Source organism: Rubrivivax gelatinosus IL144, assembly GCF_000284255.1.
GTDB classification, from domain to species: Bacteria; Pseudomonadota; Gammaproteobacteria; order Burkholderiales; family Burkholderiaceae_C; genus Rubrivivax; species Rubrivivax gelatinosus_A.
Genome location: NC_017075.1, coordinates 4,138,774 through 4,161,777 on the forward strand (window position 1 = coordinate 4,138,774; position 23,004 = coordinate 4,161,777).

Here is a 23,004-nt window from a genome sequence, read left to right on the forward strand (position 1 = left end):
TCAGCGCGCGGTCTTGCGGGCGGCGGTCTTGCGCGCCGGGGCCTTGGCGGCCGGCCTGGCAGCCGGCTTGCGCGGCGCCGCGGCCTTCTTCGCCGCCGGCTTCTTCGGCACGCCGACCTTGACGGTGGACACCGGCAGGCCGGCGTCGGCATCGCGGCGCGCGGTCTTGCGCGCCGGCGACTTGGCCGCGGCCTTCTTGGCGGCCGGACGCGCCGCCTGGCGCGCCGCCACCTTGTCGGCGGCCTTCTTCTTCGCCGCCTTCTTGGCGGCGGGCTTCTTCGGCTCCTCGTCCATCGGCTCGGACGCCTTGACGAGGCCGCCGCCGGTGGCGCCCAGCTTCACGCGCACCGCCTTGCCGCCCCAGATCTCCTCGAGGTGGTAGTACTCGCGGATGGCCGGCTGCATGATGTGCGCGACCGCCTGGCCGCAGTCGACGATGATCCACTCGCCGTTGTCCTCGCCCTCGGTGGACAGGACTTCCATGCCGCGCGACTTGACGGTCTCGCGCACGCTGGAGGCCAGCGCCTTGGTCTGACGGTTGCTGGTGGCCGTCGCGATGATCACGCGCTCGAACAGCGGCGACAGCGCCTCGGTGTTGAAGACGGCGATGTTCTGCGCCTTGACGTCTTCCAGGCCATCGACGATGGCCCGTTGCAGCTTGCGAATGTCCATTCAACTCCCGGGTGCGGCCCGATACAGGGCGTGCTGGTCAATATAGCGTGCCACCTGCGGTGGCACCAATTCGGTGATGTCCAGGCCGCTGGCGGCCCGGCGACGGATTTCGGTGGCCGACACGTCGACCGCCAGCGGCACCAGCGCCAGCGCGTGCGGATGCCGCGCCAGCTCGGCGTCGGCCACCGGCGCGACGCCCGGCCGTGCGGCGACGGCCAGCTCGACACGCGCCAGCAGCTCGCGCCAGCCGTTCCAGGTGTGCAGCCCGGCGTACTGGTCGGCGCCGATCAGCAGCACCCAGCGCATGTCGGGCTCGCGCCGCTGCAGCTCGCGCACGGTGTCCAGCGTGTAGCTGGGCCCCGGGCGGTCGAGTTCGATGCGGTCGACGGCGAAACGCGCTTCGCCGTCGATCGCCGCTTCCAGCATCGCGACGCGGTGCTCGGGCGCCGACAGCGCCCTCGCCTTCTGCCACGGCTGGCCGACCGGCACCCAGCGCACACCGTCCAGCGCCAGGCGGTCCATCGCCTCGTGCGCCAGCGCGACGTGGCCACGGTGCACGGGGTCGAAGCTGCCGCCGAACAGCCCGATGCGGCGGCCGGCGGCGGCAGGTGCGGTGTTCACTCGGCGAGCCAGTCGCGCGGGCGCAGGAAGTCGGTGTACAGCCGCGCTTCCGGCGTGCCCGGCTCGGGCTTGGCGTCGTAGCCCCAGTGCACGACCGGCGGCATCGACATCAGGATGCTCTCGGTGCGTCCGCCGCTCTGCAGCCCGAACAGCGTGCCGCGGTCCCAGACGAGGTTGAACTCGACATAGCGCCCGCGGCGCAGGCACTGGAAGTCGCGTTCGCGCTCGCCGTAAGGCGTGTCGCGGCGGCGTCGCACGATGGGCAGCCAGGCGTCGAGGAAGGCCTCGCCGACCGAACGCACCATCGCGAAGTCGGCGTCGAAGCCGCCTTCTGCGAAGTCGTCGAAGAAGACGCCGCCGATGCCGCGCGGCTCGTCGCGGTGCTTGAGGAAGAAGTACTCGTCGCACCAGCGCTTGAAGCGCGGGTACTTGTCCTCGCCGAAGGGCGCCAGCGCGTCGCGGCAGACGCGGTGGAAGTGGCGCGCGTCGTCCTCGACGCCGTAGTACGGCGTCAGGTCCATGCCGCCGCCGAACCAGCTGACCGGCGCGCGGCCGGCGGGGAAGGCGGCGAACAGGCGCACGTTCATGTGCGTCGTCGGCACGTGCGGGTTGCGCGGGTGCATGACCAGCGACACGCCCAGCGCCTCGAAGGGCGAACCGGCGAGCTCGGGCCGGTGCTGGGTGGCCGTCGGCGGCAGCGCCGCGCCCTTGACGTGGCTGAAGTTGCAGCCGCCGCGTTCGATCAGCGGCCCGTCTTCGACGAGCTGGGTCAGCCCGTCGCCTTCGAGCCGGCCGCCGGCCGGGCGCTGCCAGGCGTCACGCAGGAAAGGCGTGCCGTCCTCGGCCTCGACCGCGGCGACGATGCGCGATTGCAGCTCCAGCAGCCAGCGGCGCATCGCCGCCGTGTCGACGGCGGCGCTCAATGGCGGATGGCCCGGTGGCCGATGTCGTTGCGCCACTGCGCGCCGTCGAAGGCGATCGCACGCACGCCTTCCAGCGCCCGCTGCTGCGCCAGCCGCACCGAGTCGCCCAGCGCGGTGACGCAGAGCACGCGCCCGCCGCTGGTGACGGTGCGGCCGTCGACGGCCTTGGTGCCGGCGTGGAAGACGACGAGGTCCTCGCGTTCGGCCGGCAGCCCGCGGATGACGTCGCCGGCACGCGGTTCGGCCGGGTAGCCGGCGGCGGCCATCACGACGCCGAGCGCGACGCGGCGGTCCCACTGCAGCGCGACGTCGGCGAGCTTGGCTTCGGTGGCCGCGAGCAGCAGTTCGACCAGGTCGGTCTTCAGGCGCATCAGGATGACCTCGGCCTCGGGGTCGCCGAGCCGGCAGTTGAACTCCACCGTGCGCGGCTGGCCCTGGGCGTCGATCATCAGCCCGGCGTAGAGGAAGCCGGTGAACGGATGCCCGTCCTTGGCCATGCCCGCCAGCGTCGGCTGGATGATCTCCTGCATCACCTTGGCGTGCACGTTGGGCGTGACCACCGGGGCCGGCGAATAGGCGCCCATGCCGCCGGTGTTGGGGCCGCGGTCGCCGTCGAAGATGCGCTTGTGGTCCTGGCTGGTGGCCAGCGGCAGCACCGTCGTGCCGTCGGCGACGACGATGAAGCTGGCCTCCTCGCCTTCCATGAACTCCTCGATGACGACACGGCCGCCGGGCACGCCCAGCATCGTGTCGATCGCGGCGTGGGCCTCGTCCAGCGTCATCGCGACGACGACGCCCTTGCCTGCCGCCAGGCCGTCGGCCTTGACGACGATCGGCGCGCCCTGCGCAGCGACGTAGGCGTGCGCCGCGGCGGCTTCGGTGAAGCTCTCGTAGCGCGCCGTCGGGATCGCGTGGCGCTTCATGAAGTCCTTGGCGAAGGCCTTGGAGCTTTCCAGCTGCGCCGCCGCACGCGTCGGGCCGAAGATGCGCAGCCCGCGCGCGCGGAAGACGTCGACGACGCCCGCGGCCAGCGGCGCCTCGGGGCCGACGACCGTCAGCGCCACCTTCTCGGCGACGACGAAGTCGGCCAGCGCCGCCGGGTCCGTGATCGCGACGTTGCGCAGCCGTGCGTCCGCCGCCGTGCCGCCGTTGCCCGGCGCCACGTAGACGTGCTGCACGCGCGGGGACTGCGCGAGCTTCCACGCCAGGGCGTGCTCGCGGCCGCCGCCGCCGATCACGAGAACCTTCATGCTTCGATTTCCGCGTTGTGGAAGACGTCCTGCACGTCGTCGAGGTCCTCGATGACGTCCAGCAGCTTCTGCATGCGCGCGGCGTCTTCGCCGGCCAGCGCGATGGTGTTCTCGGCGCGCATCGTGACCTCGGCGATCTCCGCCGTCAGCCCCTTGGCTTCGAGGGCCCCCTTCACGGCCTGGAAGTCGGCCGGCGAGGTGAGCACCTCGATCGAGCCGTCCTCGCCGGTGACGACGTCTTCGGCGCCGGCTTCGAGCGCGGCTTCCATCACCGCGTCCTCGTTCGTGCCGGGGGCGAAGATCAGCTGGCCGCAGTGCTTGAACTGGAAGGCCACCGAGCCTTCGGTGCCCAGGTTGCCGCCGTACTTGCTGAAGGCGTGGCGGACCTCGGCGACCGTGCGCACGCGGTTGTCGGTCATGCAGTCGACGATGATCGCCGCGCCGCCGATGCCGTAGCCTTCATAGCGGATCTCCTCGTAGTTGACGCCTTCGAGGTTGCCGGTGGCCTTGTCGATGTTGCGCTTGACGGTGTCGGCGGGCATGTTGGCCGCCTTGGCCTTGTCGACCGCCAGCCGCAGCCGCGGGTTGGCGTTCGGGTCACCGCCGCCTTGGCGGGCGGCGACGATGATCTCGCGGATCACACGGGTCCAGACCTTGCCGCGCTTTTCGTCCTGGCGGCCTTTGCGGTGCTGGATGTTGGCCCATTTGGAATGTCCGGCCATGGGGGGAATCTCCTGTAGCGCCGTTCGGGGTCGGGGTGACGGAAAGTCGGCGCGCTTCCTCAGCGAAGGGCGCGATTTTAGCGGTGGCCCCCGGGTGCCCCCGGCCCCCGGACGCAAGGGTGGGCGTCGGGCCCGTTGCTAGACTCGCGCGACCCGTGCCGGCGCCCTGCCGGCCGCCTAGACACGAGACCAAGAACCGGGGGATCCACGATGTCCGAACCGATCCTCGTCGCCCGCCACGGCGACGTCGTCTGCGAGTTGCTGCCCGCGCTCGCCAACCGCCACGGCCTGATCACCGGCGCCACCGGCACCGGCAAGACGATCACGCTGCAGACGCTCGCCGAGAGCTTCAGCCGCCTGGGCGTGCCGGTCTTCATGGCCGACGTGAAAGGTGACCTGACCGGCATCACGCAGCCCGGCACCGTCTCGCCCAAGCTCGCCGCGATCCTCGCCGAACGCGGCCTGGACACGCCCGAGCCCAAGGCCTGCCCGGCGACGCTGTGGGACGTCTTCGGCGAGCAGGGCCACCCGGTGCGCGCCACGGTCTCCGACATGGGGCCGCTGCTGCTGTCGCGCATGCTGGCGCTCAACGAGACCCAGCAAGGCGTGCTGAACCTCGTGTTCAAGATCGCCGACGACCAGGGCCTGGCGCTGCTGGACATGAAGGACCTGCGTGCGATGCTGCAGCACGTCGGCGAGAACGCACGCGAGTTCACCACCGAGTACGGCAACGTCAGCAGCGCCAGCATCGGCGCCATCCAGCGCGGCCTGCTGCAGATCGAGGAACAGGGCGGCGACCGCTTCTTCGGCGAGCCGATGCTGGCCATCGACGACTTCATGCAAACGGTCGACGGCCAAGGGGTGGTCAACATCCTCGCCGCCGACAAGCTGCTGAACGCGCCGCGCCTGTACGCCACCTTCCTGCTGTGGATGCTGTCCGAGCTGTTCGAGGCGCTGCCCGAGGTCGGCGACCTGGACAAGCCCAAGCTCGTCTTCTTCTTCGACGAGGCGCACCTGCTGTTCAAGGACGCGCCGGCGGTGCTGGTCGAGCGCATCGAGCTCGTCGTGCGCCTGGTGCGCAGCAAGGGCGTCGGCGTCTATTTCGTCACCCAGAACCCGCTGGACGTGCCCGAGACCGTGCTCGCGCAGCTGGGCAACCGCGTGCAGCACGCGCTGCGCGCCTTCTCGCCGCGCGACCTGAAGGCGGTGAAGGCGGCGGCCGAGACGATGCGCGCCAACCCCAAGCTCGGCGACCTGACGACGGCGATCACCGAGCTCGGCGTCGGCGAGGCGCTGGTCAGCTTCCTCGACGCCAAGGGCCGGCCCTGCGTCACCGAACGCGTCTTCGTGCTGCCGCCGGGCAGCCGCATCGGCCCGGTGACGCCGGCCGAGCGCCAGGCGCTGATCGCCGGCTCGCTGGTCGCCGGCGTCTACGAGAAGACCGTCGACCGCGAGTCGGCCTACGAGCGGCTGAGGGGCCGCGCGACCGCGGCGCCCGCCGGCGGCGCGCCGGGTGGCGCGGCCCCGGCCGGCGACGCCGGCGGCGGCCTGATGGACGGGCTCAAGGACGTGCTCTTCGGCAGCACCGGCCCACGCGGCGGCAAGCGCGAAGGCCTGGCCGAAGCCGCGGCGCGCTCGGCGATGCGCAGCATCGGCTCGGCCGTCGGCCGCGAGCTGATCCGCGGTGTGCTCGGCTCACTGGTCGGCGGCAGCCGGCGGCGCTAGACGCGGCCCTTCAGCCGACGTCGCTGCCTTCGACCAGTTCGCGGAAAGCGGTGAGCTGGGCCAGCGCCGGCGCCTGCGCCGAGACCAGCCGGGCACCGACTTCCTCCTCCTCGGCCCAGCCGCAGACCCAATGCTCGAACAGGCGCGGGAACGCACCTTCGAGGCGCAGGCGCACGTCGACCTCGGCATGGCGCGCATCGGCCTCGATGCGCGCGGCCAGCGGGAAGACCACCGCGGGATCGCCTTCGAGCAGCTGCGCGAAGTGCTCGCCGTCGAACAGCAGCGCCCCGGTGATGCCGTGCTGGCGGTTGAAGGCGCGCGAGACGCGCAGCAGTTCCGCGATGACGGTGACCGGTTGCCCGGGCGCCAGGCGGCTGACGTAGAAGAAGCGGCAGCCGACGGTGGGCGTGACGAGCGATTCGGGCATGGCGCGCCCGAGGGCAAGCGGCGCGCCCGGTGCGTCAGCGCGACTCGGCCGCCTCGCGTTCGGAGCGCGCGAACACGCGCACCAGCGCGATGCCGGCGCCGACGTTGGTGTCGCGCCGCACCAGCGGGCTGTCGGCGAAGACCGCGCCGCCCACGCTGTCGGCACGCACGAAGGCCGCGAACCACCACGGCCCGGCACGGCGCGACAGCGCCGCAGTCGCCTGCCAGCCGGCGTAGCCACCGCGGGCCGCATACGCCGGGCGGCCGGGCGCCGCTTCGTCGGGCCGGACCTCGTAGTAGTGGCGGTGCAGGCGCCGGTCGCCCCAGATCGGCCCGGCCTGCAGGCCCCAGCCGAAGCCGGCACGTTCGCCGTCGACGGCCAGCGCCGGTGCGGCGGTCCAGCCCAGCAGGCTGGGCGAGCGGTCGACGCCGATCACCGCGCGCAGCGGCAGCCGCAGTTCGGTCTTCCAGTCCGCACCCTTCGCGAGGGCGACGCGCAGCCGCGGGCCGACTTCGACCGTCGGCTCCAGGTCGTCCATGCCGCGGCGCGCCTCGTCGTCGTCGCTGCGCGTCGGCGTGCCGGCGGCAAAACCCAGATCGAGGTCGACGCGCTCGGTCTCGAACAGGCGCGCGCGGGCGCCGTCGCGGTCGGCGCGCAGCACCTCGCCGCGGTAGACGAACCAGGGCAGCGGCAGCACCCAGGTGCTGGAATCGGCGGCGCCGCGGTAGTGCGGCAGGCGCAGCACGGTGGCACCGGCGCCCAGCTCCCACAGCGGCTCGGCGGCGGCAGGCACGACCGCCGCGGCGAGCAGCAGCGCCGCCAGCGGCTTCATCGCGCCAGCACTCCGGCCAGCAGCGCGTGGCCTTCGATCTCGACCAGCAGCTCGCGCCGGCAGACGTCGGCCTCGACGTAGACCGCGCGCCGCGCGGCCGCCGAGTCGGCGCCGACGGCGGCCTCGAAGGCCGTGCGCACCGCGGCGTAGTCCTCCGGGTGGCGCAGGTAGACGACGCAGTCCAGGTCGGCCGGCGACACCGCGGCGGCGCCGTGGGCGCGGGCCTGCGCGCACAGCGCCTCCAGGTTGCGCAGCGTCTCGGCCAGCTGGGCCAGCACGTCGCCTTCGTGCATCGAACGTTCGCCGACGATGCTGGCCGTGCCGCTGACGAAGAAGGCCAGCCGGCCGCCCGCCGCATCGGCCAGCGCGGCGCGCGAGAAGTTCGGGCTGCGCGGGCCGAAACGCTGCGAATAGCGGTACGGCGGCACCTGGCGCGGGTTGTCCAGCGGCCGCACCGCGCCGCGCGAGGCGAGGAAGCGGATCGCCAGCGTGCCTTCGTGCGGCCCCAGCGCGCAGGCCGCCGGCGCGCCTTCGAAGGCGTCGAAGCCGGCTTCGGAGAACGCGCGGAAGCGGCCGACGTTGAACTGGCGGTAGCGCTCCAGCCCGCCGCCATCGTCGTTGATGCGTGGCAGGAAGTTCCAGACCTTGACCAGCGGCGGCCGGCCGCGCGCGTCCAGCACCTCGAACAGGTCGCGGTAGGCCTGCCAGGCGGCGTCGGTCAGGTCGGCCACCGCGTCGGGCAGGTCCAGCCAGCCGTAGAGCCAGTGGCCGTCGTCGCGCCAGCGCACCGGGCCGTGCGTGCCGCTGGCCGCCGCGCCGGCGGTGAACAGGTCGACGACCGGCTCCGCGGGCGCCACCAGGCGCGCGGCCAGGCCCGGGGCGGCGCTGCTCGCGCCCGCACCCCAGGCCAGGCCACCGAGCGCGGCAGCGTCCAGCAGCGCCGCCTCGGCGGCGGGCAGGCGCAGCAAGCGCAGCGGGGTGGCGGTGCGCGACGGCGTCGCGGCGGCGGACAGGGTCGCCTCGGGCATCGGGTCGGGGGCGCGGGCGGCGGACGCCGCGGCAGGAGGGGAAGGCCGGCCGATTATTCCAAAGCGGGCCGCCGGCGCCGCACGGCCCCGGCGAAAGGCCGTCGATAGAATGGCCCGTTGGCCGCGGCAGCGCCCGCGGCCTCTTCTCCGCAGCTCCCGACACCGCCGCATGGCCCACGATCCGACTACCCCCGACGCCCCCAAGCCGAGCAACTTCCTGCGCGGCATCATCGAGCGCGACCTCGAGGCCGGCACCTGGAGCCAGCGCCACTTCGGGGGCAGCCCGGGCGACGGCGCGCACCACCGCGCGGGGCCGTTGGATCCGGCGAAGATCCGCACCCGCTTCCCGCCCGAGCCCAACGGCTACCTGCACGTCGGCCACGCCAAGAGCATCTGCCTGAACTTCGGCCTGGCGCGCGACTACGGCGGCGTCTGCCACCTGCGTTTCGACGACACCAACCCCGAGAAGGAAGAGCAGGAGTACGTCGACGCGATCATCGAGGCCGTGCGCTGGCTGGGCTTCGACTGGGAAGCCAACGGCACCGCCCACCTCTACTGGGCGAGCGACTACTTCGACTTCATGTACCGCGCCGCCGAGGCGCTGATCGAAGCGGGCCTGGCCTACGTCGACGAGCAGAGCGCCGAGGAAATGCGCGCCAACCGCGGCGACTTCACGACGCCGGGCACGCCCAGCCCCTTCCGCAGCCGCACGCCGGCCGAGAACCTGGCGCGTTTCCGCGAGATGCGCGACGGGAAACACGCCGACGGTTCGATGGTGCTGCGCGCCAAGATCGACATGGCGTCGCCGAACATCAACCTGCGCGACCCGACGCTCTACCGCATCAAGCACGCCACGCACCACAACACCGGCGACAAGTGGTGCGTCTACCCGATGTACACCTTCGCGCACCCGATCGAGGACGCGCTGGAGAACATCACCCACAGCATCTGCACGCTGGAGTTCGAGGATCAGCGCCCGTTCTACGACTGGCTGCTGGACCAGCTGGCCACACTCGGCCTGCTCGCGCGCCCGACGCCGCGCCAGCACGAGTTCGGCCGGCTCAACCTCAGCTACGTCATCACCAGCAAGCGCAAGCTGAAGGCGCTGGTCGACGAGAAGATCGTCGAAGGCTGGGACGACCCGCGCATGCCGACGATCTTCGGCATGCGCCGCCGCGGCTACACGCCGGAAGCGATCCGCGCGATGGCCGACGGCTCGGGCGCGAGCAAGACCAACATCTGGCTCGACTATTCGGTGCTCGAAGGCTGTCTGCGCGAGGACCTGGAAGGCAAGGCCGCGCGTGCGATGGTCGTGCTCGACCCGCTGCCGTTGAAGCTCGTCAACTGGGACGAGGTCTTCGGCGCCGGCCACATCGAGCCCTGCCACGCGCCGGCGCACCCGCACCACCCCGAGCTGGGCGAACGCCGCTTCGGCCTCGGCCCCGAGGTCTGGATCGAGCGCGACGACTTCGCCGAGACACCGCCCAAGGGCTTCTTCCGCCTGTTCCCGGGCAACAAGGTGCGGCTGAAGTACGGCGTCGTCGTCGAGTGCACGGGCTGCGAGAAGGACGCCGACGGCAAGGTCACCGCGGTGCTCGCCAAGGTCGTGCCCGACACCAAGAGCGGCACGCCGGGCGCCGACGCGATCAAGGTCAAGGGCACGATCACCTGGGTCGCACGGCACGACGCCGTCGCCGCCACCGTGAACCTCTACGACCGCCTGTTCACCGAAGCCCAGCCCGACGCCGCCGGCCGCGACTTCCGCGAGGTGCTCAACCCCGACAGCAAGCGTGTCGTGCAGGCCTGGCTGGAGCCGTCGCTGGCGTCGGTTGCGGCCGAGACGCGGCTGCAGTTCGAGCGCCACGGCTACTTCGTCGCCGACCGCGTGCTGCACCGCGCCGAGGCGCCGGTGTTCAACCGCATCACCACGCTGCGGGACAGCCGCACGAAGTAAGGTTGCGGCAGGTAATGTTTCGTCGCCGGTGCTGGTGCCCGGCGGCGTTCCGTGCCAGATTGACGGCTCCCCTTTCAGGAGGCCTCATGTCGCACTCCCATGCTTTCCGCCGCGCGGCCCTGGGTGCCGCGCTGGCCCTGGCGGCGCTGGCCGGCAACGCCCACGCCGCCGGTGTCCTGACGGTGAACTTCGTCGAGCCCGAGCACTACAGCGACGTCGGCTTCGGCAGCGTCGAGCGCGAGCGCACGACGGCCCGGCTGGCCGCGATCTTCAAGGACCTCGGCCGGCGCCTGCCCGACGGCCAGACGCTGAAGGTCGACGTGCTCGACGTCGACCTCGCCGGCCGCGTGCCGCCGAACGCCGTGCACGACACGCGCGTGCTGACCGGCGGCGCCGACTGGCCGCGCATCAAGCTGCGCTACAGCCTGGATGCCGGCGGCACGGTGCAGACGCGCGAAGAGACCGTCTCGGACATGAGCTATCTGCAGACGCCGATCCTCGGCAGCCGCGCCGACGAACCGCTGGCCTACGAGCGCCGCATGCTCGAACGCTGGTTCGAGGAACGTTTCCTCACCCCCTGACCTCCGGAGAACCCTCTTGTCCCTGCACCGCCTGTGCCTGCTGGCCGCCGTCGTGGCCGCCGCTCCCGCCTTCGCCGCCGCGCCGGCCGACCCGCTGAAGGCCGCCGCCGCCGAACCCGGCGCCGTCGTCACCGCCAGCGGGCTGATCTACCGCTCGCTGAAGGACGGCAACGGCGCCAGCCCGACGGCCACCGACACGGTGCGCGTGCACTACCGCGGCACCTTCCCCGACGGCAAGGAGTTCGACAGCTCCTACCGCCGCGGCGAACCGATCGAGTTCCCGCTGAACCGGGTGATCCCGTGCTGGACCGAAGGCGTGCAGAAGATGAAGGCCGGCGGCAAGGCCAAGCTGACCTGCCCGAGTGCGATCGCCTACGGCGAACGCGGCGCCGGCGGCGTGATCCCGCCGAACGCGACGCTGCAGTTCGAGGTCGAACTGCTGGGCATCCGCAAGTAAGGCATCCGGTCGTTCAAGCCGGCGCGCGGCCGAAGAGCTTGCGCGCCAGCGTCACCCCGGCCAGCACGACGGCGCCGGCCGCGACGCCCAGCAGCGCGTTGGCCAGGGCCGGCAGCAGCGCGCCGGCCAGGCCACCGAAGCCGCCCAGCGTGTGCTCGATGGCCTCGGCCATCGGGTGCACGCCGTGCACCAGGATGCCGCCGCCGACGAGAAACATCGCCGCGGTGCCGGCCACCGACAGGAATTTCATCAGCCAGGGCGCCGCGGCCAGGATGCCGCCGCCGATCGAGCGCACGGCGGCGCTGCCCGCGCGCTGCAGCCGCAGGCCCAGGTCGTCGAGCTTGACGATGCCGGCGACGACGCCGTAGACGCCCACCGTCATCAGCAGCGCGACGCCGGACATCACCAGCAAGCGCGTCATGAAGTCGGCCTCGGCCACCGTGCCCAGCGTGATCGCGATGATCTCGGCCGAGAGGATGAAGTCGGTGCGGATCGCGCCCTTCACGCGGTCCTTCTCGAAGGCGACGAGGTCGACGTCGGGCTTCTCCAGCGCCGCGCGCAGCTCGGCCTCGTGCGGCTCGTCGTCGCCGCCGCGGTGCAGGAACTTGTGCGCCAGCTTCTCGAAGCCTTCGTAGCAGAGGAAGGCGCCGCCGATCATCAGCAGCGGCGTCACGGCCCAGGGCGCGACGGCGCTGATCGCCAGCGCGGCCGGCACCAGGATCGCCTTGTTCAGCAGCGAGCCTTTGGCCACTGCCCACACGACGGGCAGCTCGCGTTCGGCGCTGACGCCGGTGACCTGCTGCGCGTTGAGCGCCAGGTCGTCGCCGAGCACGCCCGCGGTCTTCTTCGCGGCGAGTTTGCTGAGCAACGCGACGTCGTCGAGAACCGTCGTGATGTCGTCGATGAGAGCGAGGAGACTGCTGGTGGCCACGCGGGCGATTGTCACCGCCCGCAAGCCGCCGGCGCCGAGGCCCCGCCCGACCCGGTGGTTCAGGACGCGAGGTCGGGCACCACGGCCGGCGTCGCGTACTCGCGGCCGACGACGGCGCGGGCGTAGAGGTAGTTGCAGCGCGCGCGCTCGCTCAGGTCGTCCATCGGCACATGGCCTTGCGCGTCGCACGGGAAGGCCAGCGCCCGGCCCTGCTGGAACAGGGACTGGAAACGCAGCTGGAAGCGGCCCGTGGCGGCGACGGCGGCGAGAGTGCTCATGTTCACGACCCCTGTTGGCGTCCTCGATGATCTGAAAGGTAGTCGGCCGCAGCCGGGGCCGCCTTCGGTGGGGCGCCATGCGCGGCGTCGGACGGCGGCTGCAGCGCGTGTCGGAAGAGCGCTGACGCAGCACAAGCGCATCGGTAACACGGCACTACAGTCCGCCACGCCACGGCCGATAAGACGTGTGGACGCGCCCGCCCCTGCCATGACCGCCATCGCCGCACCGCTCCCCACCGACACCTCGCGCACTGCCGCCATCGCCCGTGAAATCGATCACGCCCGCACCCGCGGTGCGCTGCAGCACATCGTCGTGCCGCCGTGCCCGGCGCTGCTGGCGCGGCTGCAGGCGGTGATGCTGGAGGCCGAACCCGACCTCAACGAAGTCGCGCGCATCGCCGCCAGCGACGTCGCGATGTCGGCGACGCTGATCCGCAACGCCAACGGCCCGCTGTACGCGGTGGGCCAGCCGGTGCAGACCGTCGGCCAGGCGATGAACCGCCTGGGCCTGCGCCAGACGGCGGCGGTGATGACCGGCTTCCTGGTGCGCAACGCCATCGTCGCCGACAACCGCCACCTGCGCCGCTTCTGGGAACGCTCGGCGCAGCGTGCGATCGCGATGACCTTCATCGCGCGCCAGTTGGTCGGCCTGTCCTCGGACGTCGCCCACACCTACGGCCTGTTCTGCCACGTCGGCATGCCGGTGCTGCTGCAGAGCGTGAAGGGCTACGGCTCGACGATGGTCGAGGCCGCGGCGCGCATCGACCGCAGCTACGTCGCCACCGAGAACGCCAACCACCGCACCGACCACGCCGTCGTCGGCGCGCTGGTGGCGCGCGTCTGGCGCCTGGCACCCGAGGTGATGGCCGCGATCCGGCTGCACCACGACCTGGAGTCGCTGGGCAGCGAGGAAACCGAGCCCGAGGTGCAGACGCTGATGGCCGCCGGCCTCGTCGCCGAGCACCTGGTGCGCCGCCAGGAAGCGCAGCTGCCCGAGCGCGACTGGACCGACCACTCGGCCGCGGCGCTGGCCTGGCTGCAGGTCGACGAAGCCGAGGTCGCCCAGTGGGGCGAGGAGCTCAGCGCTTCGCTGAGCGCTTTCTAGGCTTGGCGATCGCCTCGTAGAGCGCGACGAACTGCTGCGTCAGCTTGTGCCCGGGGTCCAGGTGGATCATCGGGCGCGCGAGTTCGTGCGACTCCTTCACGCGCACGCTGGCACCCAGGTAGGGTTCCAGCACCGGCAGGCCTTCGTCGACCAGCTCCTGCACCGTGCGCCGCGGCAGGCTGGCGCGCGCCTGGAACTGGTTGACGACGATGCCCTCGACGGCGAGCTTGTCGTTGTGGTCGGCGCGGATCTCTTCCACCGCCTCGAGCAGGCCGTACAGCGCGCGGCGCGAGAACTCGTCGCAGTCGAACGGGATCAGGCAGCCGTCGGCGGCGATCAGCGCCGAGCGCGTGTAGAAGTTCAGCGCCGGCGGCGTGTCGATCCAGATCTCGTCGTAGGTCCCGGCGAACTCGGCCAGCGCGTCGCGCAGCTTGAAGATCTTGTAGCGGCTCTCCAGCTTGGCGTGCAGCTCCTCCAACGCGGCGCTGGCGGGCATCAGGTCCAGCCGCTCCCAGGGTGTGGCGGTGACGAAGTCGGCGGTGGCCGTGGGGCGCACGCTGAACTTCAGCGTCGACTCGAAGAACTCGGCCGCGCCCGGGCGCGGGTCGACGGCGGCTTCGCCGAGCAGGTAGTGCGTCGAGTTGGCCTGCGCGTCCAGGTCGACAAGCAGCACGCGCCGCCCCTTGGCGGCCGCGATCGCGGCCAGGTTGCTGGCGATGGTGGACTTCCCGACCCCGCCTTTCTGGTTGAAGACGACGTGCCGCATCGGAGCGCTCCGTGGAAGGACGGTGCATTGTGCACCGCAGCACTGGAGGCGGAACCCTAGATTCGGCGGGCCCGTCCGGCGCTCAGACGAGCGTGCCCAGCGTGCGCAGCGCCGCGGCCAGCGTGTCGTCGGGCGGGCGGCCGACCCCCAGGCGCACGAAGCCGTCGAAACGTGCGCCGGTGCTGAACATCGAACCCGGCGCGATCTTGATGCCGCGCTCCAGCGCCGCGGCGAACAGCCGGTCGCCGCTGGCGCCGTCGGGCAGCTGCAGCCACAGCAGCAGGCCGCCGTCGGGCAGCGTGACTCGGGTGCCCGACGGGAAGTGCGCCGCGACGAGGTCGGCGTAGGCATCGCGGTGCACGCGCAGCTGCTCGGCCAGCCGGCGGCGGTGGCGGTCGTAGGCCGGGCTGTCGACGTACTCGGCGACCACCGACTGCGGCAGCTCCTCCGGGAAACGGCTCTGCGTGTACTTCAGCATCTCCACACGCGCCTGCCAGCGCCCGGCCAGCATCCAGCCCAGGCGCAGGCCCGGCGCCAGCAGCTTGTTCAGCGAGTTGCAGTGGATGACGCCGCCATCCTGGTCCCAGGCCTTCAGCGGCCGCGCCGGCTGCGCCGTCATCTCGCCGTAGATGTCGTCCTCGATCAGCGCCACGCCATGCGCCGCGCACAGCGCCACCAGCTCGGCCTTGCGCTCGTCGGGCATCGTGCAGCCCAGCGGGTTGTGCAGCGTCGGCTGCACGACGACGGCGCGGATCGCCGTGCGCTGGTCCAGCGCGAAGGCCAGCGCCTCCAGCGACAGCCCGGTCTTCGGGCTGGTCGGCAGCTCGATCGCACGCAGGCCCAGCGCCTCGACGATCTGCAGCAGGCCGTAGAAAGTCGGCGACTCGACGGCCACCGTGTCGCCCGGCTGGGTGACGACGCGCAGCGCGAGGTTCATCGCCTCGGTGCAGCCCTGCGTGACGACGATCTGCTCGGGCGCCGCGGCGACACCGCGCTCCAGCGCGCGCCGCGCCAGCGCCGCCCGCAGCAGCGGGTGGCCGTGGCGGCGCGTCATCGTCGTCAGCACCTGCGGCGCCAGGCGCAGGCGGCGCTGCATCGCACGCGCCAGCGCCTCGGCCGGGTACATCGCCGGCGGCGCGACGGCCAGCGCCAGGTTCAGCTCGACGGCATGGCGCTGGCCGCGCGCCAGGATGCCGGAGATGTGCTCGGAGATGCCGACGTAGGCGGCGGCGTCGATCGCGCGCGGCGCCGCTTCGGACGCCGGCGGCAGCGCCGCACGGCGCGGGTGGCGCACGAAGTAGCCCGAGCGAGCCCGCGCTTCGAGCAGGCCGTCGTCCTCCAGCCGGCGGCAGGCCTGCAGCGCGGTCGACAGGCTGACCTCGTGGCGGCGCATCAGCTCGCGCACCGACGGGAAACGGTCGCCGCTGCGCAAGGCGCCGGCCTGGATGGCGCCGCGGTAATGCTCGGCGATGCGGTGGTACAGCGTGCTCATGGGCAAGGACCACTATGCCGCGCGCCCCGGCACCAAAACAGATACAGAAACCCGGGACGGACACCGAAACAGTTGCCCGCCGCCGCCGCTGTTGTGCCCCGCCGCGTGCGCCGCTGTGGCTGCCGCCGCCAGGCGCGGCGCCGCACAGTGGCCGCCATGGACACCCGCACGATCGAACTCGCCGCCGGCCAGACGCTGGCCCTGGCGCTGCGCCGCGGCGACACGCTGCAGCTGGCACACGGCCGCCTGCAGGTCTGGGCGCCGGCCACGGAACTGGCCGGCACGCAGCACCGGCCGATGCAGCGCTGGGACGAAGGCCAGGCCCTGCTCGCCGACGACTCCGGCACCTGGCAGGCCCAGGCGCTGACGGCGGCGACGCTGCTGCTGCAGCGGCACGCGCCGGCCTGGCGCCGCCGGTGGCCGGCCCCGCCCGCCCCGGCCGGCTCTAGACTGGCCCGATGCGCGACCTCTTCCTGCTCGCCCCCGACCTCGTCTTCCTGAACCACGGCTCTTTCGGCGCCTGCCCACGCGAGGTGCTGGCCAAGCAGCAGCGCTGGCAGCTGGAGATGGAGCGCAACCCGGTCGAGTTCCTCGGCCGGCGCTCGGCCGAGCTGCTGCATCAAGCGCGCACGGCACTCGCCGGCGAAGTGGGTGCCAACCCGGAGCACCTGGTCTTCGTGCCCAACGCGACCACCGGCGTCAACGTCGTCACGCGCTCGTTCGCACTGGCGCCGGGCGACGAGGTGCTGTCCACCGACCTGGAGTACGGCGCCTGCGACGCCGCCTGGCAGCAGGCCTGCGCCGCGCGCGGTGCTCACTACCGGCGCGTTGAAATCCCCCTGCCCTTCGAGCGCGAGCGTTTCGTCGAGCGCCTGATGGCCGCGGTGACGCCGCGCACGCGGCTGATCTACGCCAGCCACATCAGCTCGACGACGGCGCTGACGCTGCCGGTGGCCGAGCTGTGCCGCGCCGCGCGCGAGCGCGGCATCCCGACGCTGATCGACGGCGCGCACGCGCCGGGCCAGATCGCGCTGGACCTGGACGCCATCGGCGCCGACTTCTACGTCGGCAACTGCCACAAGTGGCTGTGTGCGCCCAAGGGCAGCGGCTTTCTGCACGCCCGGCCGGATCACCACGCGCAGCTCGACGCGCCGGTCATCAGCTGGGGTTATGCCGAAGGCACCGGCGGTCACGCCGGTTTCGACGCCTACCTGGGCCGCACGCTGTTCGAGCGCCGCATGCAGTGGCAGGGCACCCGCGACCTGTCGGCCTGGCTGGCGGTGCCGGCGGCGATCGACTTCCAGCGCCGCCACGGCTGGCCCGCGGTGCGCGAGCGCTGCCACGCGTTGGCGCGCGAGGCGCTGCAGGCGCTGACACGCCGCCACGGCCTGGCGCCGGTGGCCGCCGACGGCGACTGGGCGCAGATGGTCGCGATTCCCGTGCCGCAGCAGGACCCGGAGGCGCTGCGCCGGCGGCTGTACGACGAGAGCGGCATCGAGGTGCCGGTGACGACACACGCCGGCCGCACCTTCGTGCGCATCTCGGTGCAGGGCTACACCGAGCGCTGGGAGATAGCGCGCCTGCTCGACGCGCCGGCGCTGCGCTGAACGCGCGCCGCGCTCAGCCGCAGACGATGCGGTTGCGCCCCTGCTGCTTGGCTTCGTAGAGCAGGCGGTCGGCTTCGAGGAACAGCGTCTGCACCGTGTCCGCCGGCTGCGGCACGCGCACCAGCGCGCCGATCGACACCGTCAGCATCGGCGCCGTGGCGCTGCGGCTGTTGGGGATGGCCAGCGCCTGGACGTCGCGGCGGATGGCCTCGAACAGCTCGTGCCCGCGGCCGCTGGGGCTGGAGCTGCAGGCCAGCAGCGCGAACTCCTCGCCGCCCAGGCGGAAGGCGTAGTCGCCGGCACGCCGGCAGTGCTCGCGCAGCGCCCCGGCCACCGTCACCAGCGCCGCGTCGCCGGCGACGTGACCATAGGTGTCGTTCAGGCGCTTGAAGTGGTCCAGGTCCAGCAGCACCAGCGTCAGCGCCGAGCCTTCGCGGCGCGCGCGCGCCAGCTCGGCCGCGAAGACGGCGTCGAAGTGGCGGCGGTTGAACAGCCCGGTCAGGTCGTCGGTGATCGCCGACTCCTCCAGCCGCCGGTTGGCCGCTTCGAGGTCGACGTAGGCCTGGCGCAGCTTCTCCTCGGCCTCGACACGCGCACGGCGCTCGCGCAGCAGGTTCAGCGTGCGGCTGGACAGGCTTTCGTACATGCCGAGCACGGTGTCGATCAGCAGGCGCACCGACGACGCGCCCATCTTGCGCTCGGCCTTCAGCTTGGCCTCGTCCAGCGGCACGCCGGCCTGGACCTCGGCGACGACGAGCGCGAAGCGTTTGTCCTCGACGATGATGTGGAAAGCCAGCCAGCGGATCAGGAACTTCACCATGCCTTCGATCTGCTGGTACAGCGCCTGGCCGCTGCCCGGGCGCTTCAGGTCCTGCACCTTGGGCAGGAAAGCGCCGTGCGCCGCGAGGTGGTTGTGCAGCCAGGGGTCATCGGCAAAACACTCCGACCAGATCTCCTCCTCGGCCGAGAAGTGGTAGTCGGCGTAGGCCGCCAGCTCGGTGAACGCGGCCTCGACCTCGCATTCCCGGTTGCTGACCAGCGTGCCGGCCAGTTGGTTCAGCAAGTCCACCAGGCGCTTGTGCTGCTCGTCGATCAGCGCATTGCCGGTGTTGAAGTTGTCGTTCCAGGGGAAGACCTCGAACAGGTGCGCGCCGCCGGTGTGTTCCGGCTGCGCCAGCAGGTCCATGAAGTCGGCGGCACTCGTGTCGGTCGTGCTGTTCATCGTCATCCAAGGCGCGCCGTGGCAGCGCCGATGGCCCGCCTGTCACCCGATGCACCGCGCACGCTGGCGGCGATCGCCGGGCGGAGCGGAGGGCGGAGCAGCCCGTTCACCCGGTCGCCCGATCATGGCACAGCGATTTCAGCAGTTCGTTTTAGACAAGCGTCTTGGCGGGAGGACCACACGGAAAAGCCGAGCACGTTGCTCAGGCATACGCCAGCGCGGCGAACGCGAGCACGTGACCGTCGGGATCGAGCGAGTAGGCCGCGACGTGGCCCCAGTTGCGCGGCTGCAGCGGCGACAACTGCTGCGCCCCGGCGGCCAGCGCCCGGGCGTGGGCCGCCGCGGGGTCGTCGACCAGCAGGTACAGCTCGGCGCGCGGCACACCACGCGCCGCGGCCGGGTCGGGCAACGCGGCACCGAGCAGCGCCTTGATGCCGAGCTCCGGCATCAGCCCGAGCACCGCGCCGCCGGGCAGCTCGAACTCGGTCATGCCGGGCACGTCGAGCCGGGGAGCCCGGGCCAGCGCCTGCTCGTAGAAGCGGCGGCTGGCGGGCTGGTCCGAGACGTAAAGGATGAAGTGGGTGGTCATGGTTCGGTGGGGCGTGGCCGGCGACCACCCCAGGCTTCAGCGCCGGGACCGGCGACGCGACACGACCAGCGCGACCGCGACCAGCCCGACGAGCGCCATCGCCGTCGGCAGGAACCAGGGCTGGCCGGCGACGCCCAGCAGCCGCGGCGCCAGCGGTTGTGCGAGCACCGCAACGCCCATCGTCGCCAAACCGGCCGTCAGCAAAGCGGCAAGAACGAGGACGGTGGTGCGGAGGATGGGCATCGTGGAGTCTCCGAAACGGGGACGAAGGGAGCGGAGAGCGTTGTTATAGCAAGCCGCCACCGGCCGTCGGCACGCGACATCGCGGCCCGCGCCGCTGGGTTCGTGCCTTCAACGGTCCTTCATTTCGATCGTGTCGTCGTACTCGTCCAGCTTGGACATGACCGCGCTGTTCTTCGCGTACTTCGACTTCAGCGCCGCCAGGCGGGCATCCGTTCCCGTGCAATAGATCTTTGCCTGCTCGAGGACTTCCTTCATGCGCTCAGGGTCCGGAGGATCAGGAACTTCTCCGGCGAAGTGCTCGCAAGCGTCCCTGTCCGCCACGAACTTGTGGAAGTCGGCGAGGTCTTCTTCGGGCTGGGCGCTGCAAGCTGCCGTGAGGACGATGGACACCGCGGCCGTCAGCCTCGCGGCGCCACCGTCATTTCGCCGGAGCCGCCCCATGCGGCCAGCCGATCCTTGTCGCGCCACTCTTGATGACCTCATCAGCCAGCACTCAGCCGTTCCGACCTGAGCTCGCGATACCCGAACTCCAGGTCGACCTGCACGACGATGTCGGCCCGCTCGCGGCGCGGAAGCACCCAGGCGCAGTAATCCCGCCACTCGCGCTCCACCCGGGCCGCCGCCTCGTGCGCCGACATGCCGCGCTTGCGCTGGTTGGCGCGCACACGCAGCTCGCGGGCCGTGGCCTCGTCGGCGTCGATGAAGACCTTCAAATGCGTATGCGGCGCGAGATCCGGATGAAGCGCATGGATGCCCTCGACGACGAGCACGTCTGCGGGCGAGACCGTGCTCGCCTCGGCGCTCTTCATGCCGGTCCTGTTGTCGTAACGGCGCACGCCGAACGCCTGGCGCGCGAGGAAACGAACGAGTGCGGCCCGCAGCGCCGCCATGTCGATCGACCGCAGGTCGTAGCCGCTGATGCCGATCGCGTCGCGTTCGGCGCGGTCGCGCATGAAGTCATCGGTGGAAATCGCGTCGGCGGCGAGGCCGAACTGCCGCAACGCCGCCACGAGTTGCGCGGCCACCGTCGACTTGCCGGTGTCGGCCCAGCCGCAGAGCGCGATGACGAACGGCTCGTCGCGGCCGGGCATCGAGGCGTGGACGCGGGCGGCCAGGGCTTCGGGGAGGTTCACATTCGGCATGAGAGTGCAGCAGAGCCGCAAATACAACCAGCCTTATGAAGGCTCACGCACTGCGCACCAGCCAGTCGGCGCTGGGCACGTACTACCGGCGCTCGTGCGCCCGCATGGACAAGGCCAAAGCCGTCACGGCCGCCGCGCACAAGCTCGCCCGGCTGATCTACAGCCTGCTGAGCAAGGGCCAGGAGTACACCGATCAAGCTCAGGCCTACTACGAGGAGCGATACCGCCAGCGCGTGCTGCACAACCTGCAGCGCAAGGCGCAGCGGCTCGGCATGTCGCTCGTACCGGTCACGCCTGACTCAGCCACCGTCTAGAAAACTTCGCCTGCATCAATCACTTGGGAGGATTTCTTGAGAGGCCGCACTATGCCCACGGGTGCGGTGCTGGTGGCCGCCAGTCTGAAAGGTAAAGCCGCAGCGTGGGGTTGTCCCACTCGTTGCGTTGGTTTCTCGGATCCATATAGTCCTCGAACCCGCGGCGTTTGCAGAGCATTTCGCCTTCCTCCGAGGTGCACTCAACGTCTATGTACTTCGCTCCGGCATTGCGCAACGTCTCGATGGAGGCGAGAAGTAGCCTCGACCCGAGCCCTTGACCCCTGGCGCCTGGTTTGACTTCGACAATATGAACATCGCCGCTGTCTGTGAACATCTGGAAAATGGCAAAGCCGACGATCCGTCCCTCGGAAAAGGCGCATAGCCCTTCACCTCTTGCGAAGGACTTCGCGATCACGTTGCGATTGCAGTAGAAGCCCGTGCCGGAGTCTTCCTCTTCGGCCTTGAGCCATTCCAGGACATCGGGGAGATGGTCGGAGGTGGCGGGTTGAATCTCGATCACCAGGACAGCCCCCTTGTGCGGCCAAACAAATGAAAGGGACATCCCCATTGCGTCCCACCCACCCGAGGTTATTCCTCAGGCAAGGACGGCTGCCCGGCATGACGATGGGGTTGCGAAATCTCATCCTCCACCCGGCTGACGCTTCGCCTCCTGGATGGGGCTGTGCCCGGGCACCAAGATCACCGGCGGCAAGGTCATGAGCGGCAAGACCCGTCCCACGGCCAACCGCGCCGCCCAGGCGCTGCGGCTGGCGGCGGCGGCGCTGCGCACCAGCCAGTCGGCGCTGGGCGCGTACTACCGGCGTTTGTGCGCCCGCATGGACAAGGCCAAAGCCGTCACGGCCGCCGCACACAAGCTCGCCCGGCTGATCTACAGCCTGCTGAGCAAGGGCCAGGAGTACACCGATCAAGGTCAGGCCTACTACGAGGAGCGATACCGCCAGCGTGTGCTGCATAACCTGCGGCGCAAGGCGTAGCGGCTCGGCATGTCGCTCGTTCCGGTCACGCCTGACCCACCCACCGCCTAGAAAACTCCGCCTGCATCAATGACTTGGGAGGAGTTTCTTGAGAGGCGCCACTCGCAACACCTTGCCCTGCGTCACGTAGTCCCTGCAGCAGTGCCATGTTGAACGAGAGGAATGCCTTCGTCACTGACATCACTTCGTCTGGCTGGAGTTCCTTGAGAAGGTTGACCTGCATCCGCAGGTCCTTGCCATAGTGCCCGGCGACCTGATTCCGGAACGTGGACCACTTCTTCAGTCGAGCAAGATCATGCTTCCACTGGGATCGCGCGGCCTTCACAGACGCTCGGTCAAACGGTATCCCTCTTCGTCCGGCAAGCGCAATCAGCCGCGGTATGAAGCTGGTGTTCATCAGGTCGTCGTACTCGTAGAGCCTGAGCACCAAGCCTTTCAGTGCAACTGACGCGGCAAAGCCAGTGGGTTTGTTCCTGGTGAAGTTCAGCATCTCTGCGCACACGTCGTACTGAAAGATGGTCGCCTGCAGCTTTAGGTCCAAGAACTCTCGTGCCACGTCCGATGGCGCCTGCTCATACTGACGCAAGGAGTCTTCCAAGTTCCTCGCAGCTTTCCGATGAACGGCGGAGAGGCTCGGTTGCTTCATGGTGGCGCCTAACGAAGCTGTAGAAAAACCCCGCCGCGGCGGCAGCCGGTCTGCGCGGTGCGGCATGCCGCACCAGCGCCGTTGATCCGCCTTTTCATGCGCCCCCCTCGGCGTCCTGTGTTCGCCGCAGCCTATCGACGGGGCATGACGCTTGCAAGCTCTGCCGTCATCCTCCCGACCGTTAACGCGATAACCGATACCGCCCCGTCGACAACCAGCCGTGTTTCCTGCCGGTGGTGCTGGCCGAGCAGTTGCTGCCCGGCTCCTTCGAGTTCGCGCTCAATCATCTGGTCGACTCGGGTGCGGTGCCGCTGGACGCGTTCGACGCCTTCTATCGCAACGACGAGACCGGAGCGCCTGCGGTCTCGCCGGCCGTGCTGCTCAAGGTCGTGTTATTCCCGCGGCCCGGTCTCCAGCCGCGCCATCGCCTCGGCCTGCGAGCGCCACGTCACCTTCATCGCGCTGTGCGGTACCGACGCGCC

General features: G+C 70.9%; 28 protein-coding genes. 9 read left to right on the top strand and 19 right to left on the bottom strand.

Annotation, left to right across the window (positions count from 1 at the left end):
• From rsfS to RGE_RS18835, 5 genes are read right to left on the bottom strand one after another with little or no spacing between them, the layout of a single operon-like run.
• Positions 1-672 (bottom strand): ribosome silencing factor, encoded by a 672-nt coding sequence (gene rsfS, locus RGE_RS18815; RefSeq protein ID WP_014430040.1) that lies wholly within the window; start codon positions 670-672, stop codon positions 1-3.
• On the bottom strand, positions 673-1,293 hold the full coding sequence (nadD, locus tag RGE_RS18820; RefSeq protein WP_014430041.1) for a nicotinate-nucleotide adenylyltransferase: 621 nt from the start codon (positions 1,291-1,293) through the stop codon (positions 673-675).
• Positions 1,290-2,216, bottom strand: coding sequence for an oxygen-dependent coproporphyrinogen oxidase (gene hemF, locus RGE_RS18825; protein WP_014430042.1), 927 nt, complete (start codon positions 2,214-2,216; stop codon positions 1,290-1,292). Before hemF ends, nadD begins: the two co-directional genes overlap by 4 nt.
• A complete protein-coding gene (gene purD, locus RGE_RS18830) occupies positions 2,213-3,466 on the bottom strand; it encodes a phosphoribosylamine--glycine ligase (RefSeq protein ID WP_014430043.1) in 1,254 nt (417 codons plus the stop codon). Before purD ends, hemF begins: the two co-directional genes overlap by 4 nt.
• Positions 3,463-4,188: a YebC/PmpR family DNA-binding transcriptional regulator gene (locus tag RGE_RS18835; protein ID WP_014430044.1), complete on the bottom strand. Its 726-nt coding sequence runs from the start codon at positions 4,186-4,188 to the stop codon at positions 3,463-3,465. The genes purD and RGE_RS18835 overlap by 4 nt, the downstream gene beginning before the upstream one ends.
• Before the next feature lie 210 nt (positions 4,189-4,398).
• On the opposite strand from RGE_RS18835, the gene RGE_RS18840 reads away from it, so the two are divergent.
• Positions 4,399-5,913: a helicase HerA-like C-terminal domain-containing protein gene (locus tag RGE_RS18840; RefSeq protein WP_014430045.1), complete on the top strand. Its 1,515-nt coding sequence runs from the start codon at positions 4,399-4,401 to the stop codon at positions 5,911-5,913.
• Positions 5,914-5,923: 10 nt separating this feature from the next.
• Here RGE_RS18840 and RGE_RS18845 read toward each other — a convergent pair whose 3' ends face one another.
• Genes RGE_RS18845 through RGE_RS18855 form a run of 3 tightly spaced genes read right to left on the bottom strand, consistent with a single transcriptional unit; the run spans position 5,924 to position 8,200 of the window.
• Positions 5,924-6,340: a BLUF domain-containing protein gene (locus RGE_RS18845; RefSeq protein ID WP_014430046.1), complete on the bottom strand. Its 417-nt coding sequence runs from the start codon at positions 6,338-6,340 to the stop codon at positions 5,924-5,926.
• 34 nt (positions 6,341-6,374) lie between these two features.
• Positions 6,375-7,172, bottom strand: a complete 798-nt coding sequence (locus tag RGE_RS18850; protein ID WP_014430047.1) for a MipA/OmpV family protein — start codon at positions 7,170-7,172, stop codon at positions 6,375-6,377.
• Positions 7,169-8,200, bottom strand: coding sequence for a chorismate transformation enzyme, FkbO/Hyg5 family (locus RGE_RS18855; RefSeq protein WP_014430048.1), 1,032 nt, complete (start codon positions 8,198-8,200; stop codon positions 7,169-7,171). Before RGE_RS18855 ends, RGE_RS18850 begins: the two co-directional genes overlap by 4 nt.
• Positions 8,201-8,369: 169 nt before the next feature.
• Between RGE_RS18855 and RGE_RS18860 the strand changes: the two genes are divergently transcribed.
• The 3 genes from RGE_RS18860 to RGE_RS18870 all read left to right on the top strand — a co-directional run bounded on the left by RGE_RS18860 (position 8,370) and on the right by RGE_RS18870 (position 11,192).
• Complete coding sequence (locus RGE_RS18860) at positions 8,370-10,154, top strand: glutamine--tRNA ligase/YqeY domain fusion protein (RefSeq protein WP_014430049.1); 1,785 nt, start codon at positions 8,370-8,372, stop codon at positions 10,152-10,154.
• Positions 10,155-10,240: 86 nt separating this feature from the next.
• Positions 10,241-10,735, top strand: a complete 495-nt coding sequence (locus RGE_RS18865) for a DUF3016 domain-containing protein (protein WP_014430050.1) — start codon at positions 10,241-10,243, stop codon at positions 10,733-10,735.
• A 16-nt stretch (positions 10,736-10,751) separates the two neighbouring features.
• Entirely contained in the window at positions 10,752-11,192 is a 441-nt protein-coding gene (locus tag RGE_RS18870) for an FKBP-type peptidyl-prolyl cis-trans isomerase (RefSeq protein ID WP_014430051.1), read from the top strand.
• 13 nt (positions 11,193-11,205) lie between these two features.
• On the opposite strand, the gene RGE_RS18875 is transcribed toward RGE_RS18870, so the two are convergent.
• Positions 11,206-12,123 carry a DUF808 domain-containing protein gene (locus RGE_RS18875; protein WP_014430052.1) on the bottom strand — a complete coding sequence of 306 codons (918 nt, stop codon included), beginning with the start codon at positions 12,121-12,123 and terminating at the stop codon, positions 11,206-11,208.
• Between the two features lie 59 nt (positions 12,124-12,182).
• Positions 12,183-12,401 carry a hypothetical protein gene (locus RGE_RS18880; RefSeq protein ID WP_043784284.1) on the bottom strand — a complete coding sequence of 73 codons (219 nt, stop codon included), beginning with the start codon at positions 12,399-12,401 and terminating at the stop codon, positions 12,183-12,185.
• Between the two features lie 208 nt (positions 12,402-12,609).
• On the opposite strand from RGE_RS18880, the gene RGE_RS18885 reads away from it, so the two are divergent.
• Positions 12,610-13,506, top strand: coding sequence for an HDOD domain-containing protein (locus RGE_RS18885; RefSeq protein ID WP_014430054.1), 897 nt, complete (start codon positions 12,610-12,612; stop codon positions 13,504-13,506).
• On the opposite strand, the gene RGE_RS18890 is transcribed toward RGE_RS18885, so the two are convergent.
• A complete protein-coding gene (locus RGE_RS18890) occupies positions 13,481-14,272 on the bottom strand; it encodes a ParA family protein (RefSeq protein ID WP_014430055.1) in 792 nt (263 codons plus the stop codon). The genes RGE_RS18885 and RGE_RS18890 overlap by 26 nt on opposite strands.
• An 82-nt stretch (positions 14,273-14,354) precedes the next feature.
• Positions 14,355-15,764, bottom strand: a complete 1,410-nt coding sequence (locus RGE_RS18895; RefSeq protein WP_014430056.1) for an aminotransferase-like domain-containing protein — start codon at positions 15,762-15,764, stop codon at positions 14,355-14,357.
• Between the two features lie 156 nt (positions 15,765-15,920).
• Between RGE_RS18895 and RGE_RS18900 the strand changes: the two genes are divergently transcribed.
• The gene (locus RGE_RS18900) at positions 15,921-16,265 is read left to right on the top strand and encodes a hypothetical protein (protein ID WP_014430057.1); all 345 of its coding nucleotides are present in this window, start codon (positions 15,921-15,923) and stop codon (positions 16,263-16,265) included.
• On the top strand, positions 16,223-17,371 hold the full coding sequence (locus tag RGE_RS18905) for an aminotransferase class V-fold PLP-dependent enzyme (RefSeq protein ID WP_014430058.1): 1,149 nt from the start codon (positions 16,223-16,225) through the stop codon (positions 17,369-17,371). Before RGE_RS18900 ends, RGE_RS18905 begins: the two co-directional genes overlap by 43 nt.
• A gap of 13 nt (positions 17,372-17,384) precedes the next feature.
• Here the strand turns inward: RGE_RS18905 and RGE_RS18910 are convergent, their stop codons facing one another.
• From RGE_RS18910 to RGE_RS18930, 5 genes are all read right to left on the bottom strand, one after another.
• Positions 17,385-18,593: a GGDEF domain-containing protein gene (locus RGE_RS18910; protein WP_148280236.1), complete on the bottom strand. Its 1,209-nt coding sequence runs from the start codon at positions 18,591-18,593 to the stop codon at positions 17,385-17,387.
• Between the two features lie 202 nt (positions 18,594-18,795).
• Positions 18,796-19,182, bottom strand: coding sequence for a VOC family protein (locus tag RGE_RS18915; protein ID WP_014430060.1), 387 nt, complete (start codon positions 19,180-19,182; stop codon positions 18,796-18,798).
• 36 nt (positions 19,183-19,218) lie between these two features.
• Positions 19,219-19,425 carry a hypothetical protein gene (locus RGE_RS18920; protein WP_014430061.1) on the bottom strand — a complete coding sequence of 69 codons (207 nt, stop codon included), beginning with the start codon at positions 19,423-19,425 and terminating at the stop codon, positions 19,219-19,221.
• A gap of 108 nt (positions 19,426-19,533) precedes the next feature.
• Complete coding sequence (locus RGE_RS18925) at positions 19,534-19,815, bottom strand: hypothetical protein (RefSeq protein WP_148280237.1); 282 nt, start codon at positions 19,813-19,815, stop codon at positions 19,534-19,536.
• 92 nt (positions 19,816-19,907) lie between these two features.
• Positions 19,908-20,558 (bottom strand): uridine kinase family protein, encoded by a 651-nt coding sequence (locus tag RGE_RS18930; protein WP_014430063.1) that lies wholly within the window; start codon positions 20,556-20,558, stop codon positions 19,908-19,910.
• A gap of 44 nt (positions 20,559-20,602) precedes the next feature.
• Between RGE_RS18930 and RGE_RS18935 the strand changes: the two genes are divergently transcribed.
• A complete protein-coding gene (locus RGE_RS18935; protein WP_014430064.1) occupies positions 20,603-20,881 on the top strand; it encodes a hypothetical protein in 279 nt (92 codons plus the stop codon).
• A gap of 49 nt (positions 20,882-20,930) precedes the next feature.
• Here the strand turns inward: RGE_RS18935 and RGE_RS18940 are convergent, their stop codons facing one another.
• A complete protein-coding gene (locus RGE_RS18940) occupies positions 20,931-21,401 on the bottom strand; it encodes a GNAT family N-acetyltransferase (RefSeq protein WP_014430065.1) in 471 nt (156 codons plus the stop codon).
• Positions 21,402-21,555: 154 nt separating this feature from the next.
• Here RGE_RS18940 and RGE_RS18945 point away from each other — a divergent pair, with 154 nt between their 5' ends.
• On the top strand, positions 21,556-21,876 hold the full coding sequence (locus tag RGE_RS18945) for a hypothetical protein (protein WP_014430066.1): 321 nt from the start codon (positions 21,556-21,558) through the stop codon (positions 21,874-21,876).
• A gap of 25 nt (positions 21,877-21,901) precedes the next feature.
• Here RGE_RS18945 and RGE_RS18950 read toward each other — a convergent pair whose 3' ends face one another.
• Complete coding sequence (locus RGE_RS18950; protein ID WP_148280238.1) at positions 21,902-22,522, bottom strand: hypothetical protein; 621 nt, start codon at positions 22,520-22,522, stop codon at positions 21,902-21,904.
• Between the last annotated feature and the right edge of the window lie 482 nt (positions 22,523-23,004).

Coding starts and splice junctions, on each gene's coding strand:
- rsfS (WP_014430040.1), bottom strand. CDS start 672: ATGGACATTCGCAAGCTGCAACGGGCCATCGTCGATGGCCTGGAAGAC.
- purD (WP_014430043.1), bottom strand. CDS start 3,466: ATGAAGGTTCTCGTGATCGGCGGCGGCGGCCGCGAGCACGCCCTGGCG.
- RGE_RS18835 (WP_014430044.1), bottom strand. CDS start 4,188: ATGGCCGGACATTCCAAATGGGCCAACATCCAGCACCGCAAAGGCCGC.
- RGE_RS18840 (WP_014430045.1), top strand. CDS start 4,399: ATGTCCGAACCGATCCTCGTCGCCCGCCACGGCGACGTCGTCTGCGAG.
- RGE_RS18845 (WP_014430046.1), bottom strand. CDS start 6,340: ATGCCCGAATCGCTCGTCACGCCCACCGTCGGCTGCCGCTTCTTCTAC.
- RGE_RS18850 (WP_014430047.1), bottom strand. CDS start 7,172: ATGAAGCCGCTGGCGGCGCTGCTGCTCGCCGCGGCGGTCGTGCCTGCC.
- RGE_RS18855 (WP_014430048.1), bottom strand. CDS start 8,200: ATGCCCGAGGCGACCCTGTCCGCCGCCGCGACGCCGTCGCGCACCGCC.
- RGE_RS18860 (WP_014430049.1), top strand. CDS start 8,370: ATGGCCCACGATCCGACTACCCCCGACGCCCCCAAGCCGAGCAACTTC.
- RGE_RS18865 (WP_014430050.1), top strand. CDS start 10,241: ATGTCGCACTCCCATGCTTTCCGCCGCGCGGCCCTGGGTGCCGCGCTG.
- RGE_RS18880 (WP_043784284.1), bottom strand. CDS start 12,401: ATGAGCACTCTCGCCGCCGTCGCCGCCACGGGCCGCTTCCAGCTGCGT.
- RGE_RS18885 (WP_014430054.1), top strand. CDS start 12,610: ATGACCGCCATCGCCGCACCGCTCCCCACCGACACCTCGCGCACTGCC.
- RGE_RS18890 (WP_014430055.1), bottom strand. CDS start 14,272: ATGCGGCACGTCGTCTTCAACCAGAAAGGCGGGGTCGGGAAGTCCACC.
- RGE_RS18895 (WP_014430056.1), bottom strand. CDS start 15,764: ATGAGCACGCTGTACCACCGCATCGCCGAGCATTACCGCGGCGCCATC.
- RGE_RS18900 (WP_014430057.1), top strand. CDS start 15,921: ATGGACACCCGCACGATCGAACTCGCCGCCGGCCAGACGCTGGCCCTG.
- RGE_RS18905 (WP_014430058.1), top strand. CDS start 16,223: ATGCGCGACCTCTTCCTGCTCGCCCCCGACCTCGTCTTCCTGAACCAC.
- RGE_RS18910 (WP_148280236.1), bottom strand. CDS start 18,593: ATGAACAGCACGACCGACACGAGTGCCGCCGACTTCATGGACCTGCTG.
- RGE_RS18915 (WP_014430060.1), bottom strand. CDS start 19,182: ATGACCACCCACTTCATCCTTTACGTCTCGGACCAGCCCGCCAGCCGC.
- RGE_RS18920 (WP_014430061.1), bottom strand. CDS start 19,425: ATGCCCATCCTCCGCACCACCGTCCTCGTTCTTGCCGCTTTGCTGACG.
- RGE_RS18935 (WP_014430064.1), top strand. CDS start 20,603: ATGAAGGCTCACGCACTGCGCACCAGCCAGTCGGCGCTGGGCACGTAC.
- RGE_RS18945 (WP_014430066.1), top strand. CDS start 21,556: ATGGGGCTGTGCCCGGGCACCAAGATCACCGGCGGCAAGGTCATGAGC.
- RGE_RS18950 (WP_148280238.1), bottom strand. CDS start 22,522: ATGAAGCAACCGAGCCTCTCCGCCGTTCATCGGAAAGCTGCGAGGAAC.